General features: G+C 73.6%; 18 protein-coding genes. 11 read left to right on the top strand and 7 right to left on the bottom strand.

The features are described 5' to 3' along the window. Positions 1 to 26: 26 nt before the first annotated feature. Positions 27 to 773: an alpha/beta hydrolase family protein gene (locus ACFO9I_RS08020; protein WP_379179572.1), complete on the top strand. Its 747-nt coding sequence runs from the start codon at positions 27 to 29 to the stop codon at positions 771 to 773. 51 nt (positions 774 to 824) lie between these two features. On the opposite strand, the gene lhgO is transcribed toward ACFO9I_RS08020, so the two are convergent. Continuing rightward, a complete protein-coding gene (gene lhgO, locus ACFO9I_RS08015) occupies positions 825 to 2,012 on the bottom strand; it encodes an L-2-hydroxyglutarate oxidase (RefSeq protein ID WP_379179570.1) in 1,188 nt (395 codons plus the stop codon). Between the two features lie 105 nt (positions 2,013 to 2,117). Between lhgO and ACFO9I_RS08010 the strand changes: the two genes are divergently transcribed. Next, positions 2,118 to 4,586 (top strand): phosphoketolase, encoded by a 2,469-nt coding sequence (locus tag ACFO9I_RS08010; protein WP_379179568.1) that lies wholly within the window; start codon positions 2,118 to 2,120, stop codon positions 4,584 to 4,586. A 79-nt stretch (positions 4,587 to 4,665) separates the two neighbouring features. On the opposite strand, the gene ACFO9I_RS08005 is transcribed toward ACFO9I_RS08010, so the two are convergent. Continuing rightward, on the bottom strand, positions 4,666 to 5,859 hold the full coding sequence (locus ACFO9I_RS08005) for an acetate/propionate family kinase (RefSeq protein ID WP_379179566.1): 1,194 nt from the start codon (positions 5,857 to 5,859) through the stop codon (positions 4,666 to 4,668). 37 nt (positions 5,860 to 5,896) lie between these two features. Next, on the bottom strand, positions 5,897 to 7,183 hold the full coding sequence (locus tag ACFO9I_RS08000; protein ID WP_379179564.1) for an MFS transporter: 1,287 nt from the start codon (positions 7,181 to 7,183) through the stop codon (positions 5,897 to 5,899). Positions 7,184 to 7,265: 82 nt separating this feature from the next. Between ACFO9I_RS08000 and ACFO9I_RS07995 the strand changes: the two genes are divergently transcribed. The 6 genes from ACFO9I_RS07995 (at position 7,266) to ACFO9I_RS07970 (ending at position 13,886) form a co-directional block, all read left to right on the top strand. Continuing rightward, positions 7,266 to 7,883 (top strand): ArsR/SmtB family transcription factor, encoded by a 618-nt coding sequence (locus ACFO9I_RS07995; protein WP_379179562.1) that lies wholly within the window; start codon positions 7,266 to 7,268, stop codon positions 7,881 to 7,883. Between the two features lie 9 nt (positions 7,884 to 7,892). Continuing rightward, the gene (locus ACFO9I_RS07990; RefSeq protein WP_379179560.1) at positions 7,893 to 8,252 is read left to right on the top strand and encodes a sterol carrier family protein; all 360 of its coding nucleotides are present in this window, start codon (positions 7,893 to 7,895) and stop codon (positions 8,250 to 8,252) included. A gap of 125 nt (positions 8,253 to 8,377) precedes the next feature. Further along, entirely contained in the window at positions 8,378 to 9,730 is a 1,353-nt protein-coding gene (locus ACFO9I_RS07985) for a dipeptidase (RefSeq protein WP_379179558.1), read from the top strand. Between the two features lie 12 nt (positions 9,731 to 9,742). After that, positions 9,743 to 10,933: a PucR family transcriptional regulator gene (locus ACFO9I_RS07980; RefSeq protein WP_379179556.1), complete on the top strand. Its 1,191-nt coding sequence runs from the start codon at positions 9,743 to 9,745 to the stop codon at positions 10,931 to 10,933. Positions 10,934 to 11,077: 144 nt separating this feature from the next. Next, positions 11,078 to 13,399 carry a molybdopterin cofactor-binding domain-containing protein gene (locus ACFO9I_RS07975; RefSeq protein WP_379179554.1) on the top strand — a complete coding sequence of 774 codons (2,322 nt, stop codon included), beginning with the start codon at positions 11,078 to 11,080 and terminating at the stop codon, positions 13,397 to 13,399. Between the two features lie 10 nt (positions 13,400 to 13,409). Further along, a complete protein-coding gene (locus ACFO9I_RS07970; RefSeq protein ID WP_379179552.1) occupies positions 13,410 to 13,886 on the top strand; it encodes a (2Fe-2S)-binding protein in 477 nt (158 codons plus the stop codon). A 12-nt stretch (positions 13,887 to 13,898) separates the two neighbouring features. Here ACFO9I_RS07970 and ACFO9I_RS07965 read toward each other — a convergent pair whose 3' ends face one another. Continuing rightward, positions 13,899 to 15,689, bottom strand: coding sequence for an ATP-binding protein (locus ACFO9I_RS07965; RefSeq protein WP_379179550.1), 1,791 nt, complete (start codon positions 15,687 to 15,689; stop codon positions 13,899 to 13,901). 122 nt (positions 15,690 to 15,811) lie between these two features. On the opposite strand from ACFO9I_RS07965, the gene purF reads away from it, so the two are divergent. The 3 genes from purF (at position 15,812) to ACFO9I_RS07950 (ending at position 18,809) form a co-directional block, all read left to right on the top strand. Further along, a complete protein-coding gene (gene purF, locus ACFO9I_RS07960; protein WP_379179548.1) occupies positions 15,812 to 17,356 on the top strand; it encodes an amidophosphoribosyltransferase in 1,545 nt (514 codons plus the stop codon). A 26-nt stretch (positions 17,357 to 17,382) separates the two neighbouring features. Beyond that, the gene (gene purM / locus ACFO9I_RS07955; protein ID WP_379179546.1) at positions 17,383 to 18,471 is read left to right on the top strand and encodes a phosphoribosylformylglycinamidine cyclo-ligase; all 1,089 of its coding nucleotides are present in this window, start codon (positions 17,383 to 17,385) and stop codon (positions 18,469 to 18,471) included. A gap of 146 nt (positions 18,472 to 18,617) precedes the next feature. Then, positions 18,618 to 18,809 (top strand): DUF3073 domain-containing protein, encoded by a 192-nt coding sequence (locus tag ACFO9I_RS07950; protein WP_379179544.1) that lies wholly within the window; start codon positions 18,618 to 18,620, stop codon positions 18,807 to 18,809. A 152-nt stretch (positions 18,810 to 18,961) separates the two neighbouring features. Here the strand turns inward: ACFO9I_RS07950 and ACFO9I_RS07945 are convergent, their stop codons facing one another. The 3 genes from ACFO9I_RS07945 to ACFO9I_RS07935 form a co-directional block, all read right to left on the bottom strand. Beyond that, positions 18,962 to 20,047 carry a Glu/Leu/Phe/Val family dehydrogenase gene (locus ACFO9I_RS07945; RefSeq protein WP_379179542.1) on the bottom strand — a complete coding sequence of 362 codons (1,086 nt, stop codon included), beginning with the start codon at positions 20,045 to 20,047 and terminating at the stop codon, positions 18,962 to 18,964. 134 nt (positions 20,048 to 20,181) lie between these two features. Next, entirely contained in the window at positions 20,182 to 21,561 is a 1,380-nt protein-coding gene (locus ACFO9I_RS07940; protein ID WP_379179540.1) for a hypothetical protein, read from the bottom strand. A gap of 46 nt (positions 21,562 to 21,607) precedes the next feature. Next, complete coding sequence (locus ACFO9I_RS07935) at positions 21,608 to 24,778, bottom strand: response regulator (RefSeq protein WP_379179538.1); 3,171 nt, start codon at positions 24,776 to 24,778, stop codon at positions 21,608 to 21,610. Positions 24,779 to 24,812: the final 34 nt, after the last annotated feature.

The following is a 24,812-nucleotide window of genomic DNA, read 5'->3' as shown; positions in this document are numbered from 1 at the left end:
CGACCCGTCGCTGCGAGGATGAGGTCGTGACCGACGCGCGGACCATCAGCTACGGCGACGACCCCAGCCAGTACGGCGAGCTCTCGCTGCCCGACGGCACCCCCCGCGGGGTGGTCGTGGTCGTGCACGGCGGCTTCTGGAAGGCGGAGTACGACCTCTCCCTCGGGCGCCCGCTCGCGGCGAGCCTGGTCGGGCACGGGTGGGCCGCGTGGAACCTCGAGTACCGCCGGGTCGGCCCGGCCGGGTCGAGGGGGGCGGGCGGCGGCTCGCCGACCACGCTCGACGACGTCGCCGCCGGCATCGACCGGCTCGCGGACCTCGAGCTGGACCTCGGCACCGTGGTCGCCCTCGGCCACTCTGCCGGCGGCCACCTCGCCGCCTGGGCCGCGTCCCGCCGCCGGTTCGCGCGCTGGGAGGACGGCGTCGACGTCACGGCCGTGATCTCCCAGGCGGGGGTGCTCGACCTGCGCGCGGCGTACGTCGAGGGGCTCGGCGGCGGTGCGGTCGAGGCCCTCCTCGGTCACCCGCCCGGGCCCGGCGACGACCCGGCCGACCCCGCCCGCCAGGTGCCCCTCGACGTACCCCTCTGGTGCGTGCACGGCCGCGCGGACGACATCGTGCCGATCAGCCAGTCGCGGGGGTACGTCGAGTCGGCCACCGCCGCCGGGGCGCGCGCCGAGCTGGTCGAGGTCGAGGGCGACCACTTCGTGGTGATCGACACCGGCTCCGAGGCGTGGCGGCGCACCCTCGCGATCCTCGACGCCCTCGCCTGAGAGTCGTGCCGGTCGGGGTGCGCCCGAGCGCGCGCCCAGCCGCGCGACTCGTCAGGGGACCAGGTGCTCCGCGATGGCCAGCGACGACGTCGCGGCCGGTGACGGGGCGTTGCGGACGGCGGTGACCCGCCCCAGCCGGCTGATCCGGAAGTCGTCGACGAGGCTGCCGTCGCGGTCCAGCGCCTGCGCCCGCACGCCGGCGTGCCGCCCGTCGACGTCGGCGACGGTGAGCTCGGGCAGGTAGCGCCGGGCGCCGGCCACGAACGCCCGCCGGGACAGCGACCCACGCATCTCCGTCAGCCCCATCCGCCAGTGCTGCCGGGCCATCCGGCGGAACCCCGGCCAGGCCAGCGTCTCGGCCAGGTCGCGCAGCACCACGTCGGAGCGGCGGTAGCCCTCGCGGGCGGTCGAGAGCACGGCGTTCGGGCCGATGTCGACGGTGCCGTCGACGCGACGGGTGAAGTGCACGCCGAGGAACGGGTAACGCGGGTCGGGCACGGGGTAGACCAGCCCGCGCACCAGGTGCGCGCGGTCGGGCCGCATCGTGAGGTACTCACCGCGGAACGGCACGATCGCCGGCTCCGCGGCGTCCCCGGCCAGCCGGGCCACCCGGTCGGACTGCAGGCCGGCGCAGACGACGAGGTGGTCCAGCTCGTGCCGCTCACCGCCGGCGGTCACCCGGACCACGTCACCCGCCCGCTCGATCTCCTCGACCTCGGTGCCCAGGAGCAGCCGGCCGCCGCCGGCCACGACGTCCTCGGCGTACGCCCGGGTGACCGCGACGAAGTCGACGATCGCGGTCGAGGGCGAGTGCAGGCCGGCGACCCCGGTGACGTGGGGCTCGTGCTCGCGGATCCCCGCCGCGGAGAGCCAGCGCAGCCCGGGGACGCCGTTGCGCGTCGCCCGCTCCTCGATCGCGCGCAGCCGCGGCACCTCGTCGTCGGTGAGTGCGACGACGGTCTTGCCGCACTCGACGTACTCGATCCCCCGCTCCTGGCAGTACTCCCGGAGCAGGCCGACGCCGCGTCGGCACAGCCGGGCCTTGAGGGAGTCGGCCGGGTAGTAGAGGCCGGCGTGCACGACGCCGCTGTTGTGACCGGTCTGGTGCCGGCCCACCTCGGGCTCCTTGTCGAAGACCGTGACCTCGACCCCCGGCCGGGTCTCCAGCAGCCGCCGGGCGACCGCCAGCCCGACGATCCCGGCCCCCACGACGCCGACGCGCCTCTCGTCCCCGCTCACCCGCCGAGGGTACGACGGCCCCACCGTGCGGACCTTCGACCCGTGGCGGCAGCCCGGTCGCCGTGCGACGGTGGACCGGCCCCGTCCACCCGAGGAGAATCGCGCATGCCCGTGTTCACCCGGAAGTCCTCCGAGCGCTCCACCCGCGAGGTCCGCATCATCGACGACGCCGAGGTCGAGTCGCTGGACCGCTGGTTCCGGGCCGCCAACTACCTCGCGGTCGGCCAGATCTACCTGCTGGACAACCCGCTGCTCGAGCGGCCGCTGGTGGCCGAGGACGTCAAGCCGCGACTGCTCGGCCACTGGGGCACCACGCCGGGCCTCAACCTGGTGTGGGCGCACCTGAACCGGCTCATCCGGCAACGCGACCTCGACGCGATCTTCCTCGCCGGGCCCGGCCACGGTGGGCCCGCCGCCGTCGCGAACGCCTGGCTGGAGGGCACCTACAGCGAGGTCTACCCGCACATCGGCCACGACCGGGAGGGCATGCAGGGCCTCTTCCGGCAGTTCTCCTTCCCGGGCGGCATCCCCAGCCACGTGGCGCCCGAGACGCCGGGCTCGATCCACGAGGGCGGCGAGCTCGGCTACGTCCTCTCCCACGCGTACGGCGCGGCGATGGACAACCCCGACCTCGTGGTGGCCGCGGTGGTCGGCGACGGCGAGTTCGAGACCGGTCCGCTGGCGGCGTCGTGGCACGCCAACAAGTTCGTCGACCCGGTGCGCGACGGGGCGGTGCTGCCGATCCTGCACCTCAACGGCTACAAGATCGCCAACCCCACGGTGGCCGCGCGGATCCCGCGCGAGGAGCTCGAGAGCCTGCTGCGCGGCTACGGCCACGAGGTGCTCACCGTCGAGGGCGACGACCCGCGGGAGGTGCACCGGCAGCTGGCAGCGGCCCTGGACCGGGCGCACGACACGATCCGGGACATCCAGCGCGAGGCCCGGGAGACCGCCGGCCGGCGCGACGTCGTACGCCGCCCGTGGCCGATGGTCCTGCTGGTGACCCCGAAGGGGTGGACCGGCCCGAAGGTGGTCGACGGGCTGCAGGTCGAGGGGACCTGGCGGTCCCACCAGGTGCCGCTGGCCGAGACCCGGCAGAACGCCGAGCACCGGGCGATCCTGGAGGAGTGGCTGCGCTCCTACCGCCCCGAGGAGCTGTTCGACGCCACCGGTGCGCCGGCCGAGGACCTGCGGGCGCTGGCGCCGGTCGGTGCGCGCCGGATGAGCGCGAACCCGCACGCCAACGGGGGGCTGCTGCGGGTGCCGCTGCACCTGCCCGACTTCCGCACCCACGCCGTCGAGGTCACCGAGCCCGGCGCCTCGATCCACGAGCCGACCCGGGTGCTGGGCCGCTACCTCGTGGACGTGGTGCGCGACAACGACTCCAGCTTCCGGATCTTCGGGCCGGACGAGACCGCGTCGAACCGGCTGGACGCGGTCTACGAGGTCACCGACAAGGTCTTCGCCGGGGAGATCCGTGACAGCGACGAGCACCTCGCCCGCTCGGGCCGGGTGATGGAGATCCTCTCCGAGCACACCTGCCAGGGCTGGCTGGAGGGCTACCTGCTCACCGGCCGGCACGGGCTGTTCAGCTGCTACGAGGCGTTCATCCACCTCGTCGACTCGATGTTCAACCAGCACGCGAAGTGGCTCAAGACCACCCGCGACCTGTCCTGGCGGCCGCGCATCTCCAGCCTCAACTACCTGCTGAGCTCGCACGTGTGGCGCCAGGACCACAACGGGTTCTCCCACCAGGACCCCGGGTTCATCGACCACGTCGTGAACAAGAAGGCCGAGGTGGTCCGCGTCTACCTGCCGCCGGACACCAACACCCTGCTCTCGACGATGCAGCACTGCCTGGCGAGCGAGCACTACGTGAACGTCGTGGTGGCCGGCAAGCAGCCGGTGTTCGACTGGCTCGACGCCGAGGCGGCCGACCTCCACTGCGCGCGCGGGCTGGGCATCTGGGAGTGGGCCTCCAACGACGACGGCGAGCCCGACGTGGTGATCGGCTGCGCGGGCGACGTCCCCACCCTGGAGGCGCTCGCCGCGGTGTCGATCCTGCGCGAGCACCTGCCGTCGCTGAGGATCCGTTTCGTCAACGTGGTCGACCTGATGCGGCTGCAGGACGAGAAGGAGCACCCGCACGGCCTCTCCGACCGCGACTTCGACACGCTGTTCACGACCGACAAGCCCGTGATCTTCGCCTACCACGGCTACCCGTGGCTGATCCACCGGCTGACCTACCGCCGCACCAACCACCACAACCTGCACGTGCGCGGCTACAAGGAGGAGGGCACCACCACGACGCCCTTCGACATGGTGATGATGAACGAGATCGACCGCTACCACCTGGTCATGGACGTCATCGACCGGGTCCCCGGGCTCGGGTCCCGCGCGGCCGTGCTGCGCCAGCAGATGGGCGACACCCGGCGGCGGGCCCGCCAGTGGACCCGCGAGCACGGCGACGACCTGCCCGAGGTGCGGGAGTGGAGCTGGAGCGAGCTCTCGTCCCCGGGGCACGGGCGCTCGCCGTCGACGACCGCGACCGCCCTGGGGCCGGACCGCGGATGAGGCCGCCCCCCCCTTGTAACGCGGTGTCCACGGCACTGGTGCGGTGCCGCAACCCCGCACCAGTGACGTGGACACCGCGTTACAAGCGGCCGGCCAGCACCGCCACCACCTGCCGCGCGATCGCGAGCTCCTCGTTGGTCGGCACCACGAGCACGGTCACGGGGGAGGAGTCGGGGGAGATGACCCGCGGGCCGGCGGCGGGCGCCGCGTTGCGGGCCGGGTCGACCGCGACCCCGAGCCGCGTGAGCCCCGCCAGGGCGTCCGCACGCAGCCGCGGCACGTGCTCGCCGACCCCGGCAGTGAGCACCACGGCATCGGCGCCCCCGAGCACGGCCAGGTAGGCCCCGACGTACTTCCGCAGCCGGTGGCAGTAGACGTCGTACGCCGTCCGCGCGGCCGCCTCGCCCGCGTCGACGGCCGCCAGCAGGTCGCGGAAGTCGTGGCAGCCCGCCAGCCCCTCGAGGCCCGAGCGGTGGTGCAGCAGGTCCTCGAGGTCGTCGAGGCCGAAGCCGGCGTGCCGCACCAGGTGCAGCAGGATGCCGGGGTCGAGGTCGCCGGCGCGGGTCCCCATCACGAGCCCTTCGAGCGGTGTCAGCCCCATCGACGTGTCGACCGGACGTCCTCCGCGGATCGCCGCCGCGGAGGCGCCGTTGCCGAGGTGGAGCGTGACCAGGGCCAGCCCGTCGGGGTCCCGGCCGAGGAGCCCAGCGGCCTCGGCGGCGACGTACGCGTGGCTGATCCCGTGCGCGCCGTACCTCCTGATCTCCTCCCGCTCGGCCAGCCCGCGCTCGAGGGCGTACGTCGCCGCCGGCGCCGGCAGGTCGGCGAAGAAGGCCGTGTCGAAGGCGGCGACCTGCGGCAGGGAGGGGTACGCCGCCCTGGCGCTGCGGATCCCGTCGACCGCAGGCGGGTTGTGCAGCGGGGCGAGCCTGGCCAGCCGCTCGATCTCGGCGAGCACGTCGTCGTCGACCACGAGCGTGCGGGTGAGCCGCGGCCCGCCGTGCACGACCCGGTGCCCGACGGCCGCGAGCTGCGCCTCGGTGACGCCGGAGGAGTCGAGGGCGTCGTGGACGGCGGTGAGCGCGGCCCGGTGGTCGTCGGCGGCGAGCTCCCGCCGCTGCGTGCCGTCGGTGTCGGTGTGGGTCAGCCGGGCGTCGCCGCTGCCGATCCGCTCCACGATCCCGTGGACCGCCGCGGCGCCGGTGCCCGGGTCGACGACCTGGTACTTCAGCGACGACGAGCCGGCGTTGAGGACCAGCACCTGCTGCGCCATCGCGGCCTCCCTCGTCGGTGGGCTCCCACGCTAGGGCTCAGGCGGGGACCGGTGCGACCGACTCGGCGACCGCCTCGTCCTCGGCCTGCTCCGGCGCCCCGGTGCTCCACTGGCTGGGCCGCGGCACCCGGCGGACGCTGCCGCTCAGCGTCGGGATCAGCGCCACGAGCGCGGTCAGCCCGCCGAGCACGGCCACCGCGGCCGACCCGCCGAGGCCGGAGAGGAGCACGCCGGCGAGCACGGGAGCCAGCGGCATGGTCGACATCGACACGAACTGCATCGTCGACTGCACCCGGCCCTGCAGGGCGTCCGGCGTCACCGCGACCCGGTAGGCACCGATGCCCGCGTTGCCGGCGGGGTTGAGCAGCATGCCCAGGCCGAGCGCCGCGGCGACCACGGCGGGCTGGTTCCACAACACCATCGGGACCACGAGCGGCACGAACGCCCACCCGCACAGGATGGTCAGCCACCCGGTGGCGAACCGGTCGATGATCCACGGCGCCGCGATCGCGCCCAGGATCCCCGCGACGCCGGCGACCGTCTCGACCAGCCCGATGTGGACCGGGTCGAAGCCGCCCTCGATGAGCCGCAGGATCGCGACGAAGAAGAGCGCGTTGACGGCGAGGTTGACCAGCGCGGCCCAGGTCAGCAGGACCCGGAAGAACGGCCGGCCCCAGATGAACCGCATCCCCTCGGCGATGTCGGCACGCGGCTTGCGCCGGGGGCCGGTCCGCGCGGGCGCGGCCAGGTCGGTGCGGATCCGGCCGAGGAGGAACCAGGAGACCGCGAAGCTGACCGCGTCGGCGGCGAACGGCAGCCAGCGCGTCACGCCGTACAGCAGTCCTCCGAGCGGGCCGCCGACCAGCGCCGCGACGTGCTGGCGGGCCTGGTTCTGGCTCAGCGCGGTGGGCAGGTCCTCGCGGGGGACGACCGAGCGGACCGCGGCGATCTCCGCGGGGCTGAACAGGCCGGCGCCGATCCCGGTCAGCAGCGCCACCACGAGCAGGTGCGGCACGGTGAGGGCGTCGCGCACGCCGGCGACGACCAGCGACCCGTACAGGAGGACGCCGGAGGCGCTGGAGGCCCGCATCAGCAGGCGCCGGTCGACCCGGTCGGCCCAGACCCCGGCCGGCAGCAGCGTGCCGGCCATGCCCAGCAGGAAGAGCGCCTCGCTCGCGGCGGCGATGGTGGCCGACCCGGTGAGCTGGTAGGCGAGCAGCGGGAACACGAACATGCTCACCCGGCTCCCGAGCTCGGAGACGGTCTGCCCGACCCAGAGCACGGTGAAGTCGCGGTTGCGGGCGAGGGCGCGGTAGCTGGTCATGTTCCGCACGATATGGTGCGCATCAGAAGTTGCGCAAGAGTTATTGCGCAATTGTTGGTGCGGATCTGGGTAGACTGGGGGCATGGCGACGTACGACGACCCGCGGATCCTGCGCGCGGTCGCCCACCCCACCCGCAACCGGATCCTGTCCGAGCTGTTCGCGTCCGGGTCGCTGCGCGCGGCCGACATCGCCCGCGAGCTGGGCATCCCCGCGAACCAGGCCAGCTTCCACCTGCGCCAGCTCGCGAAGTACGGCCTGATCGAGGAGGCCCCCGACGAGGCCCGCGACCAGCGGGACCGGGTCTGGCGGCTCGCCGACGCCGACGGGATCAGCTTCCGCACCCGGGACATGCTCGAGCAGCCCGGCGGCCGGGCGGCGTACGCCGTGTTCCAGCGCAACGCCGTCGCCTGGGGGCACCACCTGGTCGACGTGGCCCTGGCCCACGACCCGGGGAAGCAGCCCCACAAGAGCGTCTCGGAGTGGGCCCTGCGGCTCACCCCCGAGGAGTCCGACGAGCTGCTGCAGGAGATGTCCGAGGTCGTCGAGCGCTGGCGCCGCAAGACCCAGGGCGCGGGGGAGGGGCGGCTGACCTACTCCGTCTACCAGCTGATCCAGCCCTACCCCGGGCCGGAGCCGGACGGCGTCGACGAGCCGGGCGACGCCGGCCGGGCCGACGGTGACGGCGACCCGGTTACCTAGGATCGCCGCGTGCCCGCCCGACTCCGCCCCGCCGACCCCGCCGCCGTGGCCGAGGCCCGCGCCCGCCTCGACGCGGGTGACGCCGCGCCGGCCGACCTGCGGCTGCTGACCAAGCACTACCTCGCGCTGCTGGAGTCCCGGGCGCCGGGCAGGTCGGTCGAGGTGCGCGTCCCGCCGTACGCCGCCGTGCAGGTCGTCGAGGGCGTCCGGCACACCCGTGGCACCCCGCCCGCCGTCGTGGAGATGGACGCCGAGACCTGGATCGCCCTCGCCACCGGCGCCCTCGACTGGCCCACCGCCGCCGGCTCCGCCCGGGTCCGCGCCTCCGGCGAGCGCGCCGACCTCACGCCGTACCTCCCGTTCCCCTGAGATAGTCCGGCACGTTTCGTCGCCCCGGGTCGGAAGTTCCGCGTCCATGGTCTGCCGGACGTCGGGACACGTGCGGGACCATCCCTCGCAGAACCCCTCCGACCCGCCCGGATAGGTTGACCCGCATGAGTGAGTACGACGTGGACGGCATCAGGGACAAGGTGGCCGGGGTCCTGCCAGGCATCCGTCAGGATCTCGAGGACCTGGTGCGCATCGAGTCGGTCAGCGCCGATCCCGCGCGGGCGGCCGAGGTGCAGCGCAGCGCCGAGGCCGTGGCCGAGCTGTTCCGGGCCGAGAGCTTCGAGTCGGTCGAGATCGTGAGCGTCGACGGCGGCGCCCCGGCGGTCATCGCGCACAAGCCGGGCCCCGCGGGCTCCCCGACCGTGCTGCTCTACGCCCACCACGACGTCCAGCCCGAGAACGACCACGCCGACTGGGACTCCCCGCCCTTCGAGCCGACCGAGCGCGACGGCCGCCTCTACGCCCGTGGCGCGGCCGACGACAAGGCCGGCATCGCGGCCCACCTCGGCGCCCTGCGGGTGTACGGCGACGACCTGCCCGTGGGCGTCACCATGTTCATCGAGGGCGAGGAGGAGGTCGGCTCCGAGACCCTCCCGGCGCTGCTGAAGGAGCACCAGGACAAGCTCGCGGCCGACGTCATCGTGATCGCCGACTCCGGCAACTGGGACATCGGCGTCCCGGCCCTCACCACCAGCCTGCGCGGCCTGGTCCGCGTCGACGTCGAGGTCCGCACCCTGACCCACGCCGTGCACTCCGGCATGTGGGGCGGGCTGGTGCCCGACGCGCTGATGACCCTCTCCCGGGTCGTCGCGAGCCTGCACGACGATCGCGGCAACGTGGCGGTGCAGGGCCTGCACAGCGGCCCCGCCGCCGACGTGGAGTACCCCGAGGAGCGGCTGCGCGCCGAGTCGGGCGCGATCTCGACCATCGAGTGGATCGGCGAGGGCTCGAGCGTCGAGCGGCTGTGGACCAAGCCGTCGATCAGCATCACCGGCCTCGACGCCCCCAAGGTCGACGGCGCCAGCAACACGCTGGTGCCCGCCGCCCGGGCGAAGATCTCGATGCGCATCGCCCCCGGCGACACCACCGAGAACGCCCTGGCCTGCCTCCGGGCCCACCTGGAGTCCCACGTCCCGTGGGGTGCCGAGCTGAAGGTCACCGTCGTCGACACCGGCGAGGCCACCCAGATCGACGCGACCGGCCCGGCGTACGACGCCGCGCGCAGCGCGTTCACCGAGGCGTGGGACGGCACCGAGCCGGTCGACATGGGCGTCGGCGGGTCCATCCCGTTCATCGCCGAGTTCCTCGAGGCGTTCCCCCGCGCGAGCGTGCTGGTGACCGGCGTCGAGGACCCCGACACCCGCGCCCACGGCGCCAACGAGGGCCTCCACCTCGCGGAGTTCGAGCGGGTCGTCCTCGCCGAGGCGCTGCTGCTGCACAACCTCGGCAACCTGTAGCCCGACCGCCCCGTGCGCGCCGCGACCCTGGCCTTCCTCGCCGGGCACCGGCGCGCCCGGGTCGGGTCGCTCACCGACCGGCTGGTCGCGACCATCGAGGCCAGCAACCCGGGCTACCGGGCCACCCGCCTGGTGCCGCGCGCGGACCTCTGGGACTCCTGCCACGACAACATCGGGCGGGTGCTCGAGCTGCTGGCGACGGCCGTCGAGGGGCGTGCGGCCCCGCCCGAGGGTGATCCGGCGTACGACGCGGCGCGGGCCACCGGCCGCCGCCGGGCCGAGCAGGGCCTGCCCCTCGACGACGTGCTGCGCTCCTTCCGGATGGGCGGCCGGCTGATCTGGGACGACCTGGTCGAGCAGGCCCACGCCACGCTGGACGCCGCCGAGCTGCGCGAGGTCGGCACCCGCCTGTGGGAGGTGGTCGACGAGACCTCCGCGCAGGTGGCGGCCGCCTACCACGTGGCCGAGCGCGCGGCGGTGCGCGCCGACGAGCAGCTGCGCGCGGAGCTGTGGGAGGGCCTGCTCAGTGGTCGGGCCGGCGACCCCGGCTTCGCCCACGAGGCCGCCCGCATCCTCGACGTCCCGGTCGTCGGCGGCTACGTGGTGGTGGTCGGTCCCCGCCTCGACAGCGCCCGGCTCGAGCGGCTGCTCGGGCCGTGCCCCTCGGTGTGGGTACGCCGCAGCGGGGGCGTCGTCGGGCTGGTGGCGCTCGCCGGCCGACCGGCCGCGCCCGTCTACGCGACGCTCGCAGAGCGGGCCGAGGGGCCGGCCGGCGTCTCCGCGGTGGTGGCCGGCCTGGCCGGCGTCGACGCCGGGATGCGGCAGGCGACGCTCGCGCTGCGCACGGTCGACGGCGGGGCGGGCGTGGTCGCCTTCGACGACCGCCTGCCGGAGGCGCTGCTGCTCACCTCGCCCGAGGTCGCCGGGCGGCTGGTCGCGGTGTGGCTGGGCCCGCTGCTGGCCCTGCCGGCCGCCGAGCAGGGGCCGCTGCTGGACACGCTCCACGCCTGGGTGGCCACGGCGGGCTCGACCAGCCACACGGCGGCGCGCGTGCACTGCCACCGCAACACCGTCATCAACCGGCTGCGCCGGATCGCCACGCTCATCGGCCAGGACCGGCTCGACCCGGGCCGGGACGACGCAGTGCCACCCCTGGAGCTCGCCCTCGCGCTCCGCGCCCTCGGGGCGGGGCTGCACCGCTGACCCAGTCGTTGTGCGAGCTGCACAACGGCGGGGCGCCGATCGTGGGCACGCCGGGCATGGCGCACCGGCGTGACGGCTGTCACGCTGGTCCCGGGAGGGAGCACGAGCCCGGCACGCCGGGAACGACGCTCTGGAGGCTGGTCGATGACCCCGCACGTGACCCCGCACGCCCCGTCCGACCCGGTGTCCCTGCGGCGCCGCAGCTTCGTCGGCTACGTCCTCGGCGGTGCCACCCTCGTCGCCGCCGCCGACCTCGGGCTCGTCGACGCCGCGGCCGCCGTCCCGACCCCGCCGCAGCCCGCGGAGCTCTACGACCTCAACGACATGCTGACCGACTCGTGCCGGCCGACCGCGAACCTGATCACGGTCACCGTCCACGAGAACGGCACCGCCTCCTTCGCGCTGCCCCGCATGGAGGTCGGCCAGGGCATCACCACCTCGACGGCGATGCTCATCGCCGAGGAGCTCGAGCTCCCGGTCGAGAAGGTCCACGTCACCCTGGCCCCCGCCCGGCCCGAGCTGGTCTTCAACCAGCTCACCGGCGGGTCGAACACCACGATCTCGACGTACACCCCGATCCGGGTGGCCGCCGCGGTGGCGAAGGCCGCCCTCCTCGACGCCGCTGCGGTCGTGCTCGGTGACACGGTCGCGAACCTGACGGCCCGTGGCGGCGTGGTCCAGGCGCCCGACGGGTCCAGCGTGACCTACGGCGAGCTCGCGACGAGGGCCGCCGCCTCGGAGACGCGCGCGGTCGACGTGCGCCTCAAGGACCCCGGGCAGTTCCGCGTGGTCGGCGTCGGCCACGGCCGGGTCGACGCGCTCGCGGCGGTGACCGGCCGCAAGGAGTTCACGACCGACCTGCAGGTGAAGGGAGCGCTGCCGACCATGGTCTGCCGCGCCCCCACGCTGAACGGCACCCCGAAGCGGCTGCGGAACCGGAAGGCGATCCTCGCGATGCCCGGAGTCAAGGACGTGGCGGTGGTCGACACCGGGGTCGCGGTCCGGGCCAAGACGTTCGGGCAGTGCATCGACGCGATCCGGGCGATGAAGGTGGACTGGGAGGACGGACCGGTCGCCGGTCGGTCCGACGCCGACATCGTCAAGGAGCTGCGGGCCGCCGAGGTCTCCCTGCCCGCGCTGCCGGACAACCCGCTGGCCGAGACGATCGAGCACGACTTCCTGTTCTACTTCCGCAGCAACTCCGCGATGGACACCAACGCGGCGATCGCCGACGTGCGTGCGGACCGGGCGACGATCTGGGCCGGCCTGAAGTCACCGGTCACCGCCCAGGAGCGGATCGCGGAGAGGCTCGGCATGACACCGGCGCAGGTGACGGTGAACGTCGTCCAGGGCGGCGGGTCGTTCGGTCGCCGGCTCTTCTTCGACGGCGCCCTCGAGGCCGCCACGATCTCCCAGGCGATGGGCAAGCCGGTCAAGCTGATGTGGCACCGGGCCGACGACGCCCGGGTCGGCCGCGGCCACCCGATGGCCACCAGCCGGGTCCGCGTCACCCACGCCGGCGGTCAGGTGCTGGCCTTCCAGCAGGCCCACACCAGCGTGCAGACCGACTTCCGGCACGGCCTCGGCGAGATCGTCAGCGCGATGGCCGCCGACCTGCCCGCAGGTCTGGGCAACCTCGGCTTCGCGGAGACGATCTTCGCGCTCACCCAGGAGGTCCCCTACGACTTCGGCGTGGTCTCCCAGACGCTGACCGAGACCGACGACCGCTTCAACACCGGCTCGATGCGCAACATCTACTCGCCCGACGTACGCACCGCGGGAGAGCTGATGGTCGACCAGCTGGCCGCGGCGTTGAAGCAGGACCCCTACGAGTTCCGGAAGGCCAACCTGCGCAACGACCGGGTCCGGGCGGTGCTCGACAAGGTCGCCGACGCGGGTCGCTGGGGGCGCACGATGCGCGCTGGCACGGCCCAGGGCATCGCCGTCCACAAGGAGTACAAGGGCGCCAGCGCCTGCCTGGTGGAGATCGACTGCCGGCCCGCGACCGTCGGCCGCGACATCCACCACGGCGTCGGCGGCCCCCGGGTCACCAAGGTCGTCTTCGCCATCGACGTGGGCCTGGTGGTGAACCCACGGGGCCTGGAGGCGCAGATGCAGGGCGGCATCAACGACGGCATCGCGCTCGCGCTGACCTCCAGCCTGCACCTGCGTGACGGGCACTTCCTCGAGGCCAGCTGGGACAACTACTTCTACACGCGCCAGTGGAACACCCCGCCCGAGGTGGAGGTCCACCTGATGCCCTCCGACAGCGGGCAGCCCGGCGGCGCCGGCGAGGCAGGGGTGGCGGCCACGTTCGCCGCGGTCGCCTGCGCCTACGCCCGGGCCACCGGCCACGTGCCGTCGTACTTCCCGATCAACCACCGCGACCCGCTGGAGTTCCGGCCCAAGCCTGTCGTCCCCCCGATCCCGCAGTCGCCCACCAACGGGCTCAAGCTCACCTACTGAGGAGCACCCGATGCCCAAGCAGACCTTCGTCCTCAACGGCAAGAGCATCACCGTCGACGTCCACGACGACGTCCGGATCCTGTGGGTGCTGCGCGACCTGCTCGGGGTCACCGGCCCCAAGTACGGCTGCGGCATCAACGTCTGCAAGGCGTGCACGTCGCACATCAACGGCCGCGCCTTCAACCCCTGCTCGGTGCGCGTCGGTGACCTCCGCCCCGGCGACGAGGTGACCACGATCGAGGGCCTGCCCGACACGGTCGGCGCGGACCTGCACCCGATGCAGCAGGCCTGGCTGGACCGCGACGTCGCCCAGTGCGGCTACTGCCAGCCCGGCCAGATCATGGCCGCGGTCGCGCTGGTCAGGAAGGTACGCCGCGAGGGCCGGTCGATCACCGAGGCCGACCTCGACGGCATCCGGAACATCTGCCGCTGCGGCACCTACACCCGCATCCGGGAGGCGATCAGGCAGGGCGAGCGCCACATGTGAGCGGGGTCGGCGTCAGCAGGGCGGGGCGGCCGGCAGCAGGACCCGGAAGGTGCTGCCCTTGCCGAGCTCGGACTCGAGCTCGATACGGCCCTTGTGCCGCTGCACGATGCGGCTCACGATCGCCAGGCCGAGGCCGGTCCCCGGCTGTGCCAGGGCCGCGGGGTTGGAGCTGCGGAAGAACTCCGCGAACAGCTGGTGCTGGTCCTCGGGGGAGATCCCGAGGCCGTCGTCGCTGCACTGCAGCAGGATCTCGTCGCCGCAGGCGGCGAGCTCGATGGTCACGTGACCCCCCTCGGGGGTGTACTTCACGGCGTTGCTGACCAGGTTGGCGCAGACCCGGTCCAGCTCGTCGTGGTCGCCGCAGGCCAGCACCGGCTCCCGGGGTGCCTCGACGTCGAGGCGGATGTCCTTGCGCTCGGCCGCCACGGAGTTCAGGTCCACGACCTCGTCGACGATGCTCCGCAGGTCCACCGGCGCCGGGATGACCGGGTTGTCGGGGTCGCCCACCTTGGACAGCAGCAGCAGGTCCTCCACGACGCGGACCATCCGCTGCGCCCCGCGGTCCATCGCAGCCAGCGAGGCGCGCGTGGTGCCGGTCAGGTCGGGTGAGGAGTCGAGCATCTCGAGATGCCCCAGGATCGCGGTGAGCGGGTTCTTCAGCTCGTGGGAGACCGTCGCGATCAGCTGGCTCTTGTAGGTGTCGAGGGCCTGCAGCTCCTCGACCAGCTGGTGCTCGCGCTCGAAGTTGCGGGCGTTGAGGATCGCCCGGCCCAGGTCGTGGCCGATGTCCCGCGCGGCGTCGCTCTCGACGCTGGTCCAGTCGGCGTCGCCGTCGGCGCGGGTGAGCACGAGGTTGCCCAGGCACTCCGGCCCGGCGCCGAGCGGGGCGAACAGCAGCGAGCCGATGCCGATCGTCTCGAGGAAGTGGAGGATCTGGTCGCCCTCCTCCGCGTTGATCGAGGGGCCGAACGGACGGCCTCGCTGCACGATCTCCACCCGCTGGCCGTCCCAGGCCCGTCGGGCGGCGGCCTCGGCGATCCGCACCAGGTCGCCGGTCAGCTCGATCTCGATGCCGAGCGCGGAGTAGACCGCGCCCGTCCCGTGACCGTCCTCGTCGATGGTCTGGATCCACAGGCCGCGCGCCTGGAACCCCTCCATCAGCGCCCCGCGGATGTCGCTGAGGATGCGGTCGAGGCGCAGCTGGGCACTCGCGTGCCGGACGACCTCGCGCGCCGCCTCCGCGAGCCGGACCTTGTGGGCGAGCGCCTCCCGCTCGAGCGCGGTGATGACGGCCCGACCGGCCTGCTCGGCGTACCGCTGGAGCAGCTGGCGGCGGGCCGTGCCGGGACGTCGCCCGTCGTCGGGCAGGTCGATGGCGAGGGTGCCGCGCAGGGCGCCGAGCTCGTCGTACAGCGGGGCGATCAGCAGGTCGAGCGGATGCCAGGCGTCCGGGTCGGACGACGGCGTGATGTCGGGGACCCACCACGACTCCCCGACCTCGGCGTCGAGCCGCTCGTGCGGGACGAAGCGCAGCAGGCCCCACTCGTCGGCCTTCACGATCTCGCGCTCGAGCCGGTCGACGGGCGTGCGGGTGCCCAGCAGCTGCTCGCGTGCCTCGTCGCTGCCGGCGACCGCCATCACCTCGAGGCGTCCGTCGTCGCGGACGACGCTGATCGCGGCGACCCCGAACCCCGCCAGCTGGGTCACGCCCTCGGCGATGGTCTGCAGCGCCTCGCGCGAGGCGTCGTACCACTCGCCCTGCTGCGCGGGGCGTGGCTCTAAGTCGGTGTGATGCCCGGTCATCTGGTCTCGCTGTCCCCCTGGTGTGACCCACCTTACGGTCATTCACCCTTTCGGGCACCCGAAACGCCTTCTGAGTGATCGACGAATGGGACTGGACCAGTCACGGCCCTAGACTCGGAGCCGTGCCCTACCAGAGCAGCACGCGCAAGGGTGGCGACGGCCGACTGACGGCGGCGCTGGACCCGCACGAGCAGGGACCCCAGGACGCCTGTGGGGTGTTCGGTGTCTGGGCCCCCGGCGAGGACGTCGCCAAGCTGACCTACTTCGGCCTCTACGCCCTGCAGCACCGCGGGCAGGAGTCGGCCGGGATCGCGGTCAGCAACGGGCGCCAGATCCTGGTCTACAAGGACATGGGCCTGGTCAGCCAGGTCTTCGACGAGTCCACGCTGGAGTCCCTCAAGGGGCACCTCGCGATCGGCCACTCGCGCTACTCCACGACCGGTGCCAGCACCTGGGAGAACGCCCAGCCGACGTTCCGGCCCACGGGGGACGGCTCGATCGCGCTCGGCCACAACGGCAACCTGATCAACACCCACGACCTCGCCCAGATGGTCAGCGACCTCCCCGGTCCCAGCGACGAGCTCGAGCTGCACGCCAAGAACCTCGAGTCGTCCACCAACGACACCGGGCTGGTGACCGCGCTGCTGGCGCACCACCCGGACACCTCGCTCGAGCAGCGGGCCCTGGAGATCCTCCCGCAGCTGCGCGGCGCCTTCTGCTTCGTGTGGATGGACGAGGACACGCTGTACGCCGCCCGCGACCCGCAGGGCATCCGCCCGCTGGTGCTGGGCCGGCTGGAGCGCGGCTGGGTCGTGGCCAGCGAGGACGCCGCCCTGGCGACCATCGGCGCCAGCGTGGTGCGCGAGGTCGAGCCCGGCGAGATGCTGGTCATCGACGAGAACGGCCTGCGCTCGCACCGCTTCGCCGAGGCCGCCCCCAAGGGCTGCGTGTTCGAGTACGTCTACCTCGCCCGGCCCGACGCGACGATCAGCGGCCGCAGCGTCCACGAGGCGCGGGTCGAGATGGGCCGCGAGCTGGCCCGCCAGTTCCCCGTCGAGGCCGACCTGGTCATGCCGGTCCCGGAGTCCGGGACGCCGGCGGCGGCAGGGTACGCCGAGGAGAGCGGGATCCCGTTCGGCCAGGGCTTCGTGAAGAACGCCTACGTCGGCCGCACCTTCATCCAGCCGAGCCAGACCCTGCGCCAGCTCGGCATCCGGCTCAAGCTCAACGCGCTGGAGCACATGATCCGCGGCAAGCGGATCGTGGTGGTCGACGACTCGATCGTGCGCGGCAACACCCAGCGCGCCCAGGTGCGGATGCTCCGCGAGGCCGGCGCCCTGGAGGTGCACGTGCGGATCTCCAGCCCGCCGGTGAAGTGGCCGTGCTTCTACGGCATCGACTTCGCGACCCGGGCCGAGCTCATCGCCAACGGCCTCGACGTCGACGAGATCGCGGCCAGCGTGGGCGCGGACAGCCTCGGCTACATCTCCCTGGAGGGGATGATCGAGGCGACCAAGGTGCCCGCGGAGCGGCTCTGCAAGGCCTGCTTCACCGGGGAGTACCCCATCGAGCTCCCCGACGAGAGCCTCCTGGGCAAGCACCTGCTGGAGACGTCGCTGACCTCGCCGACGGCGGGCAAGGCGCTGCCCGTCCTCAACAATCCCTGACAGACACCCCCGAGCCAGGAGACCTTGTGACCCAGCCTCCCGCCGACCATGCCCAGACCGCCGGGGCCTACGCCGAGGCCGGGGTCTCGATCGAGGCGGCCGACAAGGCCATCGAGCTGATGAAGGGGTGGGTCGACAAGGCCCGCCGGCCGGAGGTGATCGGCGGCCTGGGCGGCTTCGCCGGGCTCTTCGACGCCACCGCGCTCACCCGCTACCGCCGGCCGCTGCTGGCCACGTCGACCGACGGCGTCGGCACCAAGGTCGCGATCGCCCAGGCGATGGACGTCCATGACACCATCGGCTTCGACCTGGTCGGCATGGTCGTCGACGACCTGGTCGTCTGCGGCGCCGAGCCGCTGTTCATGACCGACTACATCGCCACCGGCCGGGTCGTCCCCGAGCGGATCGCCGCGATCGTCAAGGGCATCGCCGAGGCCTGCGTCGTCGCGGGCTGTGCGCTGGTGGGCGGTGAGACCGCCGAGCACCCCGGCCTGCTCGGGCCGGACGAGTACGACGTCGCCGGCGCAACGACCGGCGTGGTCGAGGCCGACGACCTGCTCGGCCCGGCGCGCGTGCGCCCGGGCGACGTGGTGCTCGCCATGGAGGCGAGCGGGCTGCACTCCAACGGCTACTCGCTGGTCCGCCACGTGCTCCTGAACACCGCGAAGTGGGAGCTCGACCGCGACGTGCCGGAGCTCGGTCGCACCCTCGGCGAGGAGCTCCTCGAGCCGACCCGGATCTACGCCAAGGCCTGCCTCGACCTCGCCGGCCGGACCGCGACCCACGCCATGTCGCACATCACCGGGGGTGGCCTCGCGGCCAACCTCGAGCGGGTGATGCCGGAGGAGCTGAGCGCGACCATCGACCGCGGCACGTGGCGGCCGCAGCCGGTGTTCGACGTCGTACGCCGCGTGGGCGACGTCGCGCAGGCCGACCTCGAGGCCACGCTCAACTGCGGGGTCGGCATGGTCGCCCTGATCGCGCCGGACGACGTGGACTCCGCCGTCGAGATCCTCGCCGGCCACGGCATCCGCGCCTGGGCCGCGGGCGAGGTCCGACGTGACGAGAGCAACGGCGGCCGGGTGCTGCTGAGCGGTCAGCACCCCGGTTGGTGACCGTTCCCGCGGCCACCGGCGAGGTGAAAAGAAGCCTCGGTGTGCGGGAACAGCCGGTCAACCGGTAGCGTTGGGCCCACGAGAGAACTCTGAGGACAGCCCGGGAGCCACAGTGCCCCGGCCGAGCGTGCGAGGGGGCTGACCCTATGGGGCGCGGCCGAGCGAAAGCCAAGCAGACGAAGGTCGCCCGCGACCTGAAGTACCGCACTCACGAGACGGACTTCGGGAAGTTGGCGCAGGAGCTGCATGGCGGCGAGAGCAGCAACAACGACCAGGCCGACTCGTCCACCGACGAGTACGACGACTGGTCGGACTACGCCGACCCCGGGCGCGACTGAGCGGGTTCGCGACGCGGACGTCCCCCGCTGCGCGGGGGACGGTCTCGTGCCGGGCGGATTCACCGGTCAGCCGGTGAAACCGGCACCTGTCGGCGGGGGCACCACCTGACAGGTGCCAGTCTCCCCGGCCAGCCGGTGAGACTGGCGCGGGCCTAGCCCAGCCAGATCCCGCGCAGGCGACCCACGTCGCGCATCCGGCGCTCGGCGAGCCGGTCGGCGGCGATGGCGGGGGCGACCCCGTCGGATGCGGCGAGCTCGAACACGCGACGGGTGGTGTCGAAGATGCCGGTGGCCCGCTGCTGGGCCCGCTCGAAGGAAAAGCCCTCGAGCTCGTCGGCGACCTGGATCAGCCCGCCGGAGTTCACGCAGTAGTCGGGGGCGTAGAGGGTCCCGCGGTCCTCGAGCGCCTTCTCGATGCCCGGGTGGGCGAGCTGGTTGTTGGCGGCGCCGCAGACGACCTTGGCCGACAGCACGTCGACGACCTCGTCGGTGAGCGCGCCGCCGAGGGCGCAGGGGGCGTAGACGTCGAGCTGCGAGGCGACCAGGGCCTCGGTGGAGTCGACCGCGGCGACCTGCGGGAACTCGTCGCGGATCCGGTCCACCGACGGCTGGTGCACGTCGGTCACCACCACGGAGGCGCCGTCCTCGATCAGGTGCCGCACCAGGTGCCGGCCGACCTTGCCGACGCCGGCGACGCCGACGGTGCGCCCGGCGAGCGAGTCGGTGCCCCACACGACCTCGGCGGCCGCGCGCATGCCCTGGAAGACGCCGTACGCCGTGAGCACGGAGCTGTCACCCGCGCCGCCGTGGGCGACCGTGCGACCGGTCACGTAGGAGCACTCGCGGGCGATGTGGTCCATGTCCTCCGAGAAGGTGCCGACGTCGCAGGCGGTGTAGTAGCGGCCGTTCAGCGACTGCACGAAGCGGCCGTAGGCGCGCAGCAGCGGCTCGCCCTTGAGCGTGGCCGGGTCGCCGATGATGACCGCCTTGCCGCCGCCGAGGTCGAGCCCGGCGAGCGCGGCCTTGTAGGACATGCCGCGCGAGAGGTTCAGGACGTCGCGCACCGCGTCGGCGGTGGAGGCGTAGGGGTAGAACCGGGTGCCGCCGAGGGCCGGGCCGAGGGCCGTGGAGTGGATGGCGATGATCGCCTTGAGGCCGGTGGCGGGGTCGTTGGCGAAGACGACCTGCTCGTGCTCGGCGCCGAGCTCGAAGACGTCGGCGTCCAGGGGTGCAGACATGGGTGGTGCCCACTTTCTGTGTGTCGGCCACGGGGTCGTGTGGCGCTGCTGTCGCGGACCGCAGGGGTGGCGCGTGTCCGTGATCACATCGTAGGACGGGCGTCCCGGGTCGTTCGAGTCGACGTCGGCGTCGGTCAGGACGTGCGCAGCACGACCAGGTCCCCGTGGGTGCCGTAGCCCGACAGCGGGCCGCCGTGCGAGGTCCCGTCGAAGGTCACCATCAGCCAGCGGTCGTCGTCGAGGCGCACGACGCTGGGCCACGGGATGTTGGTGGGGTACGGCGCGTCGAGCGCGCCGACCTGCTGGAGGTCGATGTCGAAGACCGGGAACCCGCGCCGCTGACCGCGCCGGCCGTCGCGCCCGTCGCTGGCGAGCACCCGCCAGTCCCCGTCGAGGCGGGCCAGCGTGGTCCCCTCGGTCGCGGTCCGGTCGCGCGCGGCCGCACGCAGCGTGAGCCGGTCGAGGTCGGGCCCCTCGGCCAGGGCGGGGTGGAAGCGGAAGAACTTCCGGGCGCTGACGAAGCCGACCAGCCACCGGCCGTCGGCGTGGACGAGGTACGGGTCCCAGACGCCCACCGAGCGGAGCCCGTCGGTGGGCAGCGCCAGCCGGCGGGTGTCGAGGACGTGCCGGCCCGAGGTCAGGTCGGCACGCGTGCGGGCCAGCGTCGCCCCGACCGTCGCGCCGGTCCGCGACGGGTCGAAGTCGCCCCACGTGCTGGTCGCGACCAGCCACTCGTCGCCCGCGCGCACCAGGTGGGTCGCGTGGTCGCCGAACACGCCGGGCCGTCCGGGCCTGCGGAAGAAGAGGTCGGCGTCGTGCCCGAGCTCGAGCGTGCCCGGGTCGAGGCTCCAGACGGAGGTGTGGGCGGTGTCGAAGAACCCCGGGCCGGCGCTGGTCGCGGTCAGCAGCAGCCGCCCCTCGCGGCGGTACGGCGTGCCGTCCGGCTCGCTGACCAGCCGCACGTCGCGCAGGCCGAGCTGCCCGAACCCGCCCGCGAGCAGGCGCCCCTCGGGCGGCCGCCCCGGCCCGTCCCAGCGCTGACCCGACCGCAGCGCCGCGAGGAACGCCTCGCCCCGGGTGTCCACCCGGTCGCGCAGGTCGACGCGCCCCCGGGCGGCCCAGCCGTCGGCGCCGCGGGTCAGCACGGCGAGGTGGGTCCCGGTCAGCGCCAGGCCCAGGGCCTCGACCGGGGCGGGAAGGCGTCCGTGGCGTCGGCTGCGGTGCTCGCTGACCCGGTCCCCGGTGTGGACCTCCAGGCAGACGGTGCCGCTGGCGACGTCCCAGCGACCGACCAGCCGGACCGGGCCGCTGGTGAGCTCCAGCACCAGACGGCCGCCCCCGGGCGCCGCCGGCCCGGTCGGGGCGGCGAGGACGGCGCTGACGGCGACGTACGGCGCCGGCTGGGGCGTGTCGGCGGACAGCTCCGCGGTGAGGGGCTCGTCGAGCTGCACCGACCCGGGGGCCACCAGGTCCACGGGCCGACGGCGGGCGACGACCTCGAAGCGGGGCAGCACCGGGCCAGTCTCGCAGGCCGAGTCGGGCGGCTCGCACCGCGACCGGTCAGGCGGTCGCCTCCTGCAGTGCGGAGACGGCCCGGTCGACCTCGCGCACGAGCTCGTCGAGCAGCGGCTCCGCGCCGGTGGTCCGGCCCGCGTCGCCGAGGGCCTCGAGCCGCGCGGCGGTGGCCCCCACCAGCGGCAGGCCGAGGTTGAGGGCGCTGCCCTTGAGCTGGTGCGCCGAGGTCTGGAGGCGTACGGCGTCGCGCGCGGCCACGGCGTCCCGGATCGCCACGACCTGGTCGCCGACCCGGGCCATGAAGGACGCGGCGGTGCGCTCGAAGAAGCTGACGCCGTCCTTGCGCAGCTCGCTGAGCAGCCGGATCCGCTCCCGGTCGAGCACCGCGGCGGGGGAGGGGGTGGGGCCGCTCGGGGTGGCGGCTGTGCGCCGCTCGTTGAGCCGGCTGCCCGTCCAGCGCCGCACGACGCGCTCGAGGTCGGTGGCGTTGACCGGCTTGGTCAGGAAGTCGTCCATGCCGGCGGCCAGGCACCGCTCGCGCTCGCCCTCCAGCGCGGAGGCGGTCATCGCGATGATCGGGACGTGCCGGCCGTCGGTCTCGCGGGCGCGCACCGCCCGGGTGGCGTCGAAGCCGTCGAGCCGCGGCATCCGGCAGTCCATGAGCACCGCCGCGAAGTCGTGGTCGGCGGCGAGCCGGTCCACGGCCTCGGCGCCGTCGGAGGCCACCTCCACCTCGCAGCCGAGGTTCTCCAGCAGGCCGGTGGCGACGAGCTGGTTGACCTGGTTGTCCTCGACGACCAGCACGCGCAGCCCGAGCGACGGGCCCCGGCGGCGGCGGGCGGGAGCCGGTTCGCCCGCGCCGGCGATGCCGACCAGGGCGTCGTAGAGCTCGGAGTGGCGGACCGGCTTGTCCAGCGAAGCCTGGAAGCCGGCGGCCCGGGCCGCCTCGCCGCCGACGCTCTGGTCGGAGGAGAGCAGCATCATGGTGGGGCGGCGCAGGGTCGGGTCCGCGTCGATCCGGCGGGCCAGCTCGAGACCGTCCATGCCGGGCATCATCATGTCGAGCAGGGCGATCTCGAAGGGGCGGCCCTCGGCCGCGGCCGTGCGCATCGCGGTGAGCGCGTCGGCGCCCGACTCGACGGCGACGACCTGCATCTCCCAGGCCAGGAGCTGCTCGGTGAGGATGAACCGGTTGGTCTCGTTGTCGTCGACGACCAGGACCCGGCGGCCCTGGAGGCGAGCAGGCACGGCGGCCCGCCGCGTGGGGGAGCTGCGGGCACGTTCGAAAGCGGCCGTGAACGAGAACGTGCTGCCCTCGCCCACCTCGCTGTAGACGTCGATGTGGCCGCCGAGCGCCTCGACCAGCTGGCGGGAGATGGCGAGACCGAGGCCGGTGCCGCCGTGCTGGCGGGTGGTGGAGGGGTCGGCCTGGGTGAAGGCGTCGAAGAGCCGGGCGCGGGCCGCCGGGGCGATCCCCACGCCGCTGTCGACGACGTCGACGCGCAGCACCACGGACTGCGGCGTCTGGCGCTCCACGCGTGCGGAGATGACCACCTCGCCGCTGTCGGTGAACTTGACCGCGTTGGAGCCGAGGTTGGTCAGCACCTGGCCGAAGCGCACGGAGTCGCCGCGCAGGAACAGGGGGACGTCGGGGTGACAGGCCACCACGAGCTCGAGCCCCTTGCTGTGCGCCGGGGTGCTGAGGACGCCGGCGGTCTGCTCGAAGACGCTGCGCACGTCGAAGTCCGCCGCCTCGAGCTCGAGCTTGCCGGACTCGATCTTGGAGAGGTCGAGGATGTCGTTGATGATCCCGAGCAGGGTGAGGCCGGCGCGCTGGAGGCCCTCGGCGAGCCGACGCTGGTGCTCGTCGAGCTCGGTGCGCAGGAGCAGCTCGTTGAGGCCGATCACGCCGTTCATGGGCGTGCGGATCTCGTGGCTCATGGTGGCGAGGAACTCCGACTTCAGCCGGGAGGCCTCCATGGCCTCGTCGCGCGCCTCGGCGAGCTGCTGGGCGCTGCGCTCGCGCTCGGCCACCAGGCTCAGCTGCCCCGCGATCTGGCTGATGAGGAACAGGGAGTTCTCGTCCGGCGGCACCTCGTCGGCGAGGACCTCGATGACGGCGGTCACCCGCCCGGCGAGCAGGACCGGGATCGCGACCATGCTGTGCGTGTCCGCGTGCGCGCTGGGCGGCCCGACCTCGACCCGCCGGGAGAGCCGCGCCCGCTCGGCCAGCAACGGCGCCGGGGAAGGGGCCCAGTCGCGGCCGGACGGCTGGAGCTCGGTGCGGGTGAGTCCGCCGCCCTCGTTGACCGTGTAGACGCCGACCGCCGCCCAGGTCGTGAAGTGCGGCAGCCCGCGCGCGGCCTCCCCGATGGCGTCGACGAGGTTGCTGGCCTGGTTGGCCGCCATCGCCATCTCCTGGAGCAGCTCGAGCCTGCGGGTCGCCTCGGCGGCCTGCTCGTCGGCCCGCTTGAGCTCGGTGATGTCCTGGGTGGTGCCGCCCATCACCAGGGGACTGCCGTCGGGGCGGCGCTCGACCCGGCCCAGCCCCCGGATCCAGCGCACCTCTCCGTCCTTGCGGACGATGCGCGCGTCGAAGGCGAACTCGTCCCTGCCGGCGAAGGTCGCCTCGACGACCTCGCGCACCCGGTCCCGGTCCTCGGGGTGGATCCGGTTGAGGAAGCCTTCGTACGTCGCGTCGTGCTCGCTGGGGTCGAACCCGTAGATCCGGTAGAGCTCGTCGGACCAGGTGACGGTGTCGCTGGGCACGTCCCACGACCAGCTGCCGACGTGCGCGATCGTCTGGGCGGTGGCGAGCTGCTGCTCGCGGTCGCGGAGGGTCTCGACGAGGGCCTTGCGGTCGGTGTACTCGGTGACGCGGTGCAGCCACCCGAGGTGCCGGCCGTGCGCGTCGCACATCGGGCCGGCGCTGACCAGGACCCAGATCTCGCTGCCGTCCGGCCGGACCAGCTTGGTCTCGACGTTCTCCTGGCTGGCGGAGGTCGGCAGCTGGGCGAGGTACTCGACGAGCTGCTTGCGTCCGTCGGCGTCGAGGGAGTCCTCGACCCGGTGGCCGGGCAGGTCGTCGGGGGAGATGCCGAGCAGCTCGGCCATCTTGGCGTTGCCCCACAGGGTGGTGCCGGTCTCGTCGAGGACCCACAGGCCGTCGGTGCTGGCGCGGACCAGCGCCTCGTAGAGCGCGGGCTCCTGCTCCACGGCTGCACCTCCTCCCGAGATCGGCTCTGGGGTC

The organism is Nocardioides sp. GCM10023255 (assembly GCF_042653125.1).
Classification (GTDB): domain Bacteria; phylum Actinomycetota; class Actinomycetes; order Propionibacteriales; family Nocardioidaceae; genus Nocardioides.
This window is presented reverse-complemented; position numbering and strand designations above follow the sequence as displayed.

Bases quoted from the DNA above. Each gene is read 5' to 3' on its own strand.
- ACFO9I_RS08010 (WP_379179568.1), top strand. From the start codon at position 2,118: ATGCCCGTGTTCACCCGGAAGTCCTCCGAGCGCTCCACCCGCGAGGTC.
- ACFO9I_RS08005 (WP_379179566.1), bottom strand. From the start codon at position 5,859: ATGGCGCAGCAGGTGCTGGTCCTCAACGCCGGCTCGTCGTCGCTGAAG.
- ACFO9I_RS08000 (WP_379179564.1), bottom strand. From the start codon at position 7,183: ATGACCAGCTACCGCGCCCTCGCCCGCAACCGCGACTTCACCGTGCTC.
- ACFO9I_RS07995 (WP_379179562.1), top strand. From the start codon at position 7,266: ATGGCGACGTACGACGACCCGCGGATCCTGCGCGCGGTCGCCCACCCC.
- ACFO9I_RS07985 (WP_379179558.1), top strand. From the start codon at position 8,378: ATGAGTGAGTACGACGTGGACGGCATCAGGGACAAGGTGGCCGGGGTC.
- ACFO9I_RS07975 (WP_379179554.1), top strand. From the start codon at position 11,078: ATGACCCCGCACGTGACCCCGCACGCCCCGTCCGACCCGGTGTCCCTG.
- ACFO9I_RS07970 (WP_379179552.1), top strand. From the start codon at position 13,410: ATGCCCAAGCAGACCTTCGTCCTCAACGGCAAGAGCATCACCGTCGAC.
- ACFO9I_RS07965 (WP_379179550.1), bottom strand. From the start codon at position 15,689: ATGACCGGGCATCACACCGACTTAGAGCCACGCCCCGCGCAGCAGGGC.
- ACFO9I_RS07950 (WP_379179544.1), top strand. From the start codon at position 18,618: ATGGGGCGCGGCCGAGCGAAAGCCAAGCAGACGAAGGTCGCCCGCGAC.
- ACFO9I_RS07945 (WP_379179542.1), bottom strand. From the start codon at position 20,047: ATGTCTGCACCCCTGGACGCCGACGTCTTCGAGCTCGGCGCCGAGCAC.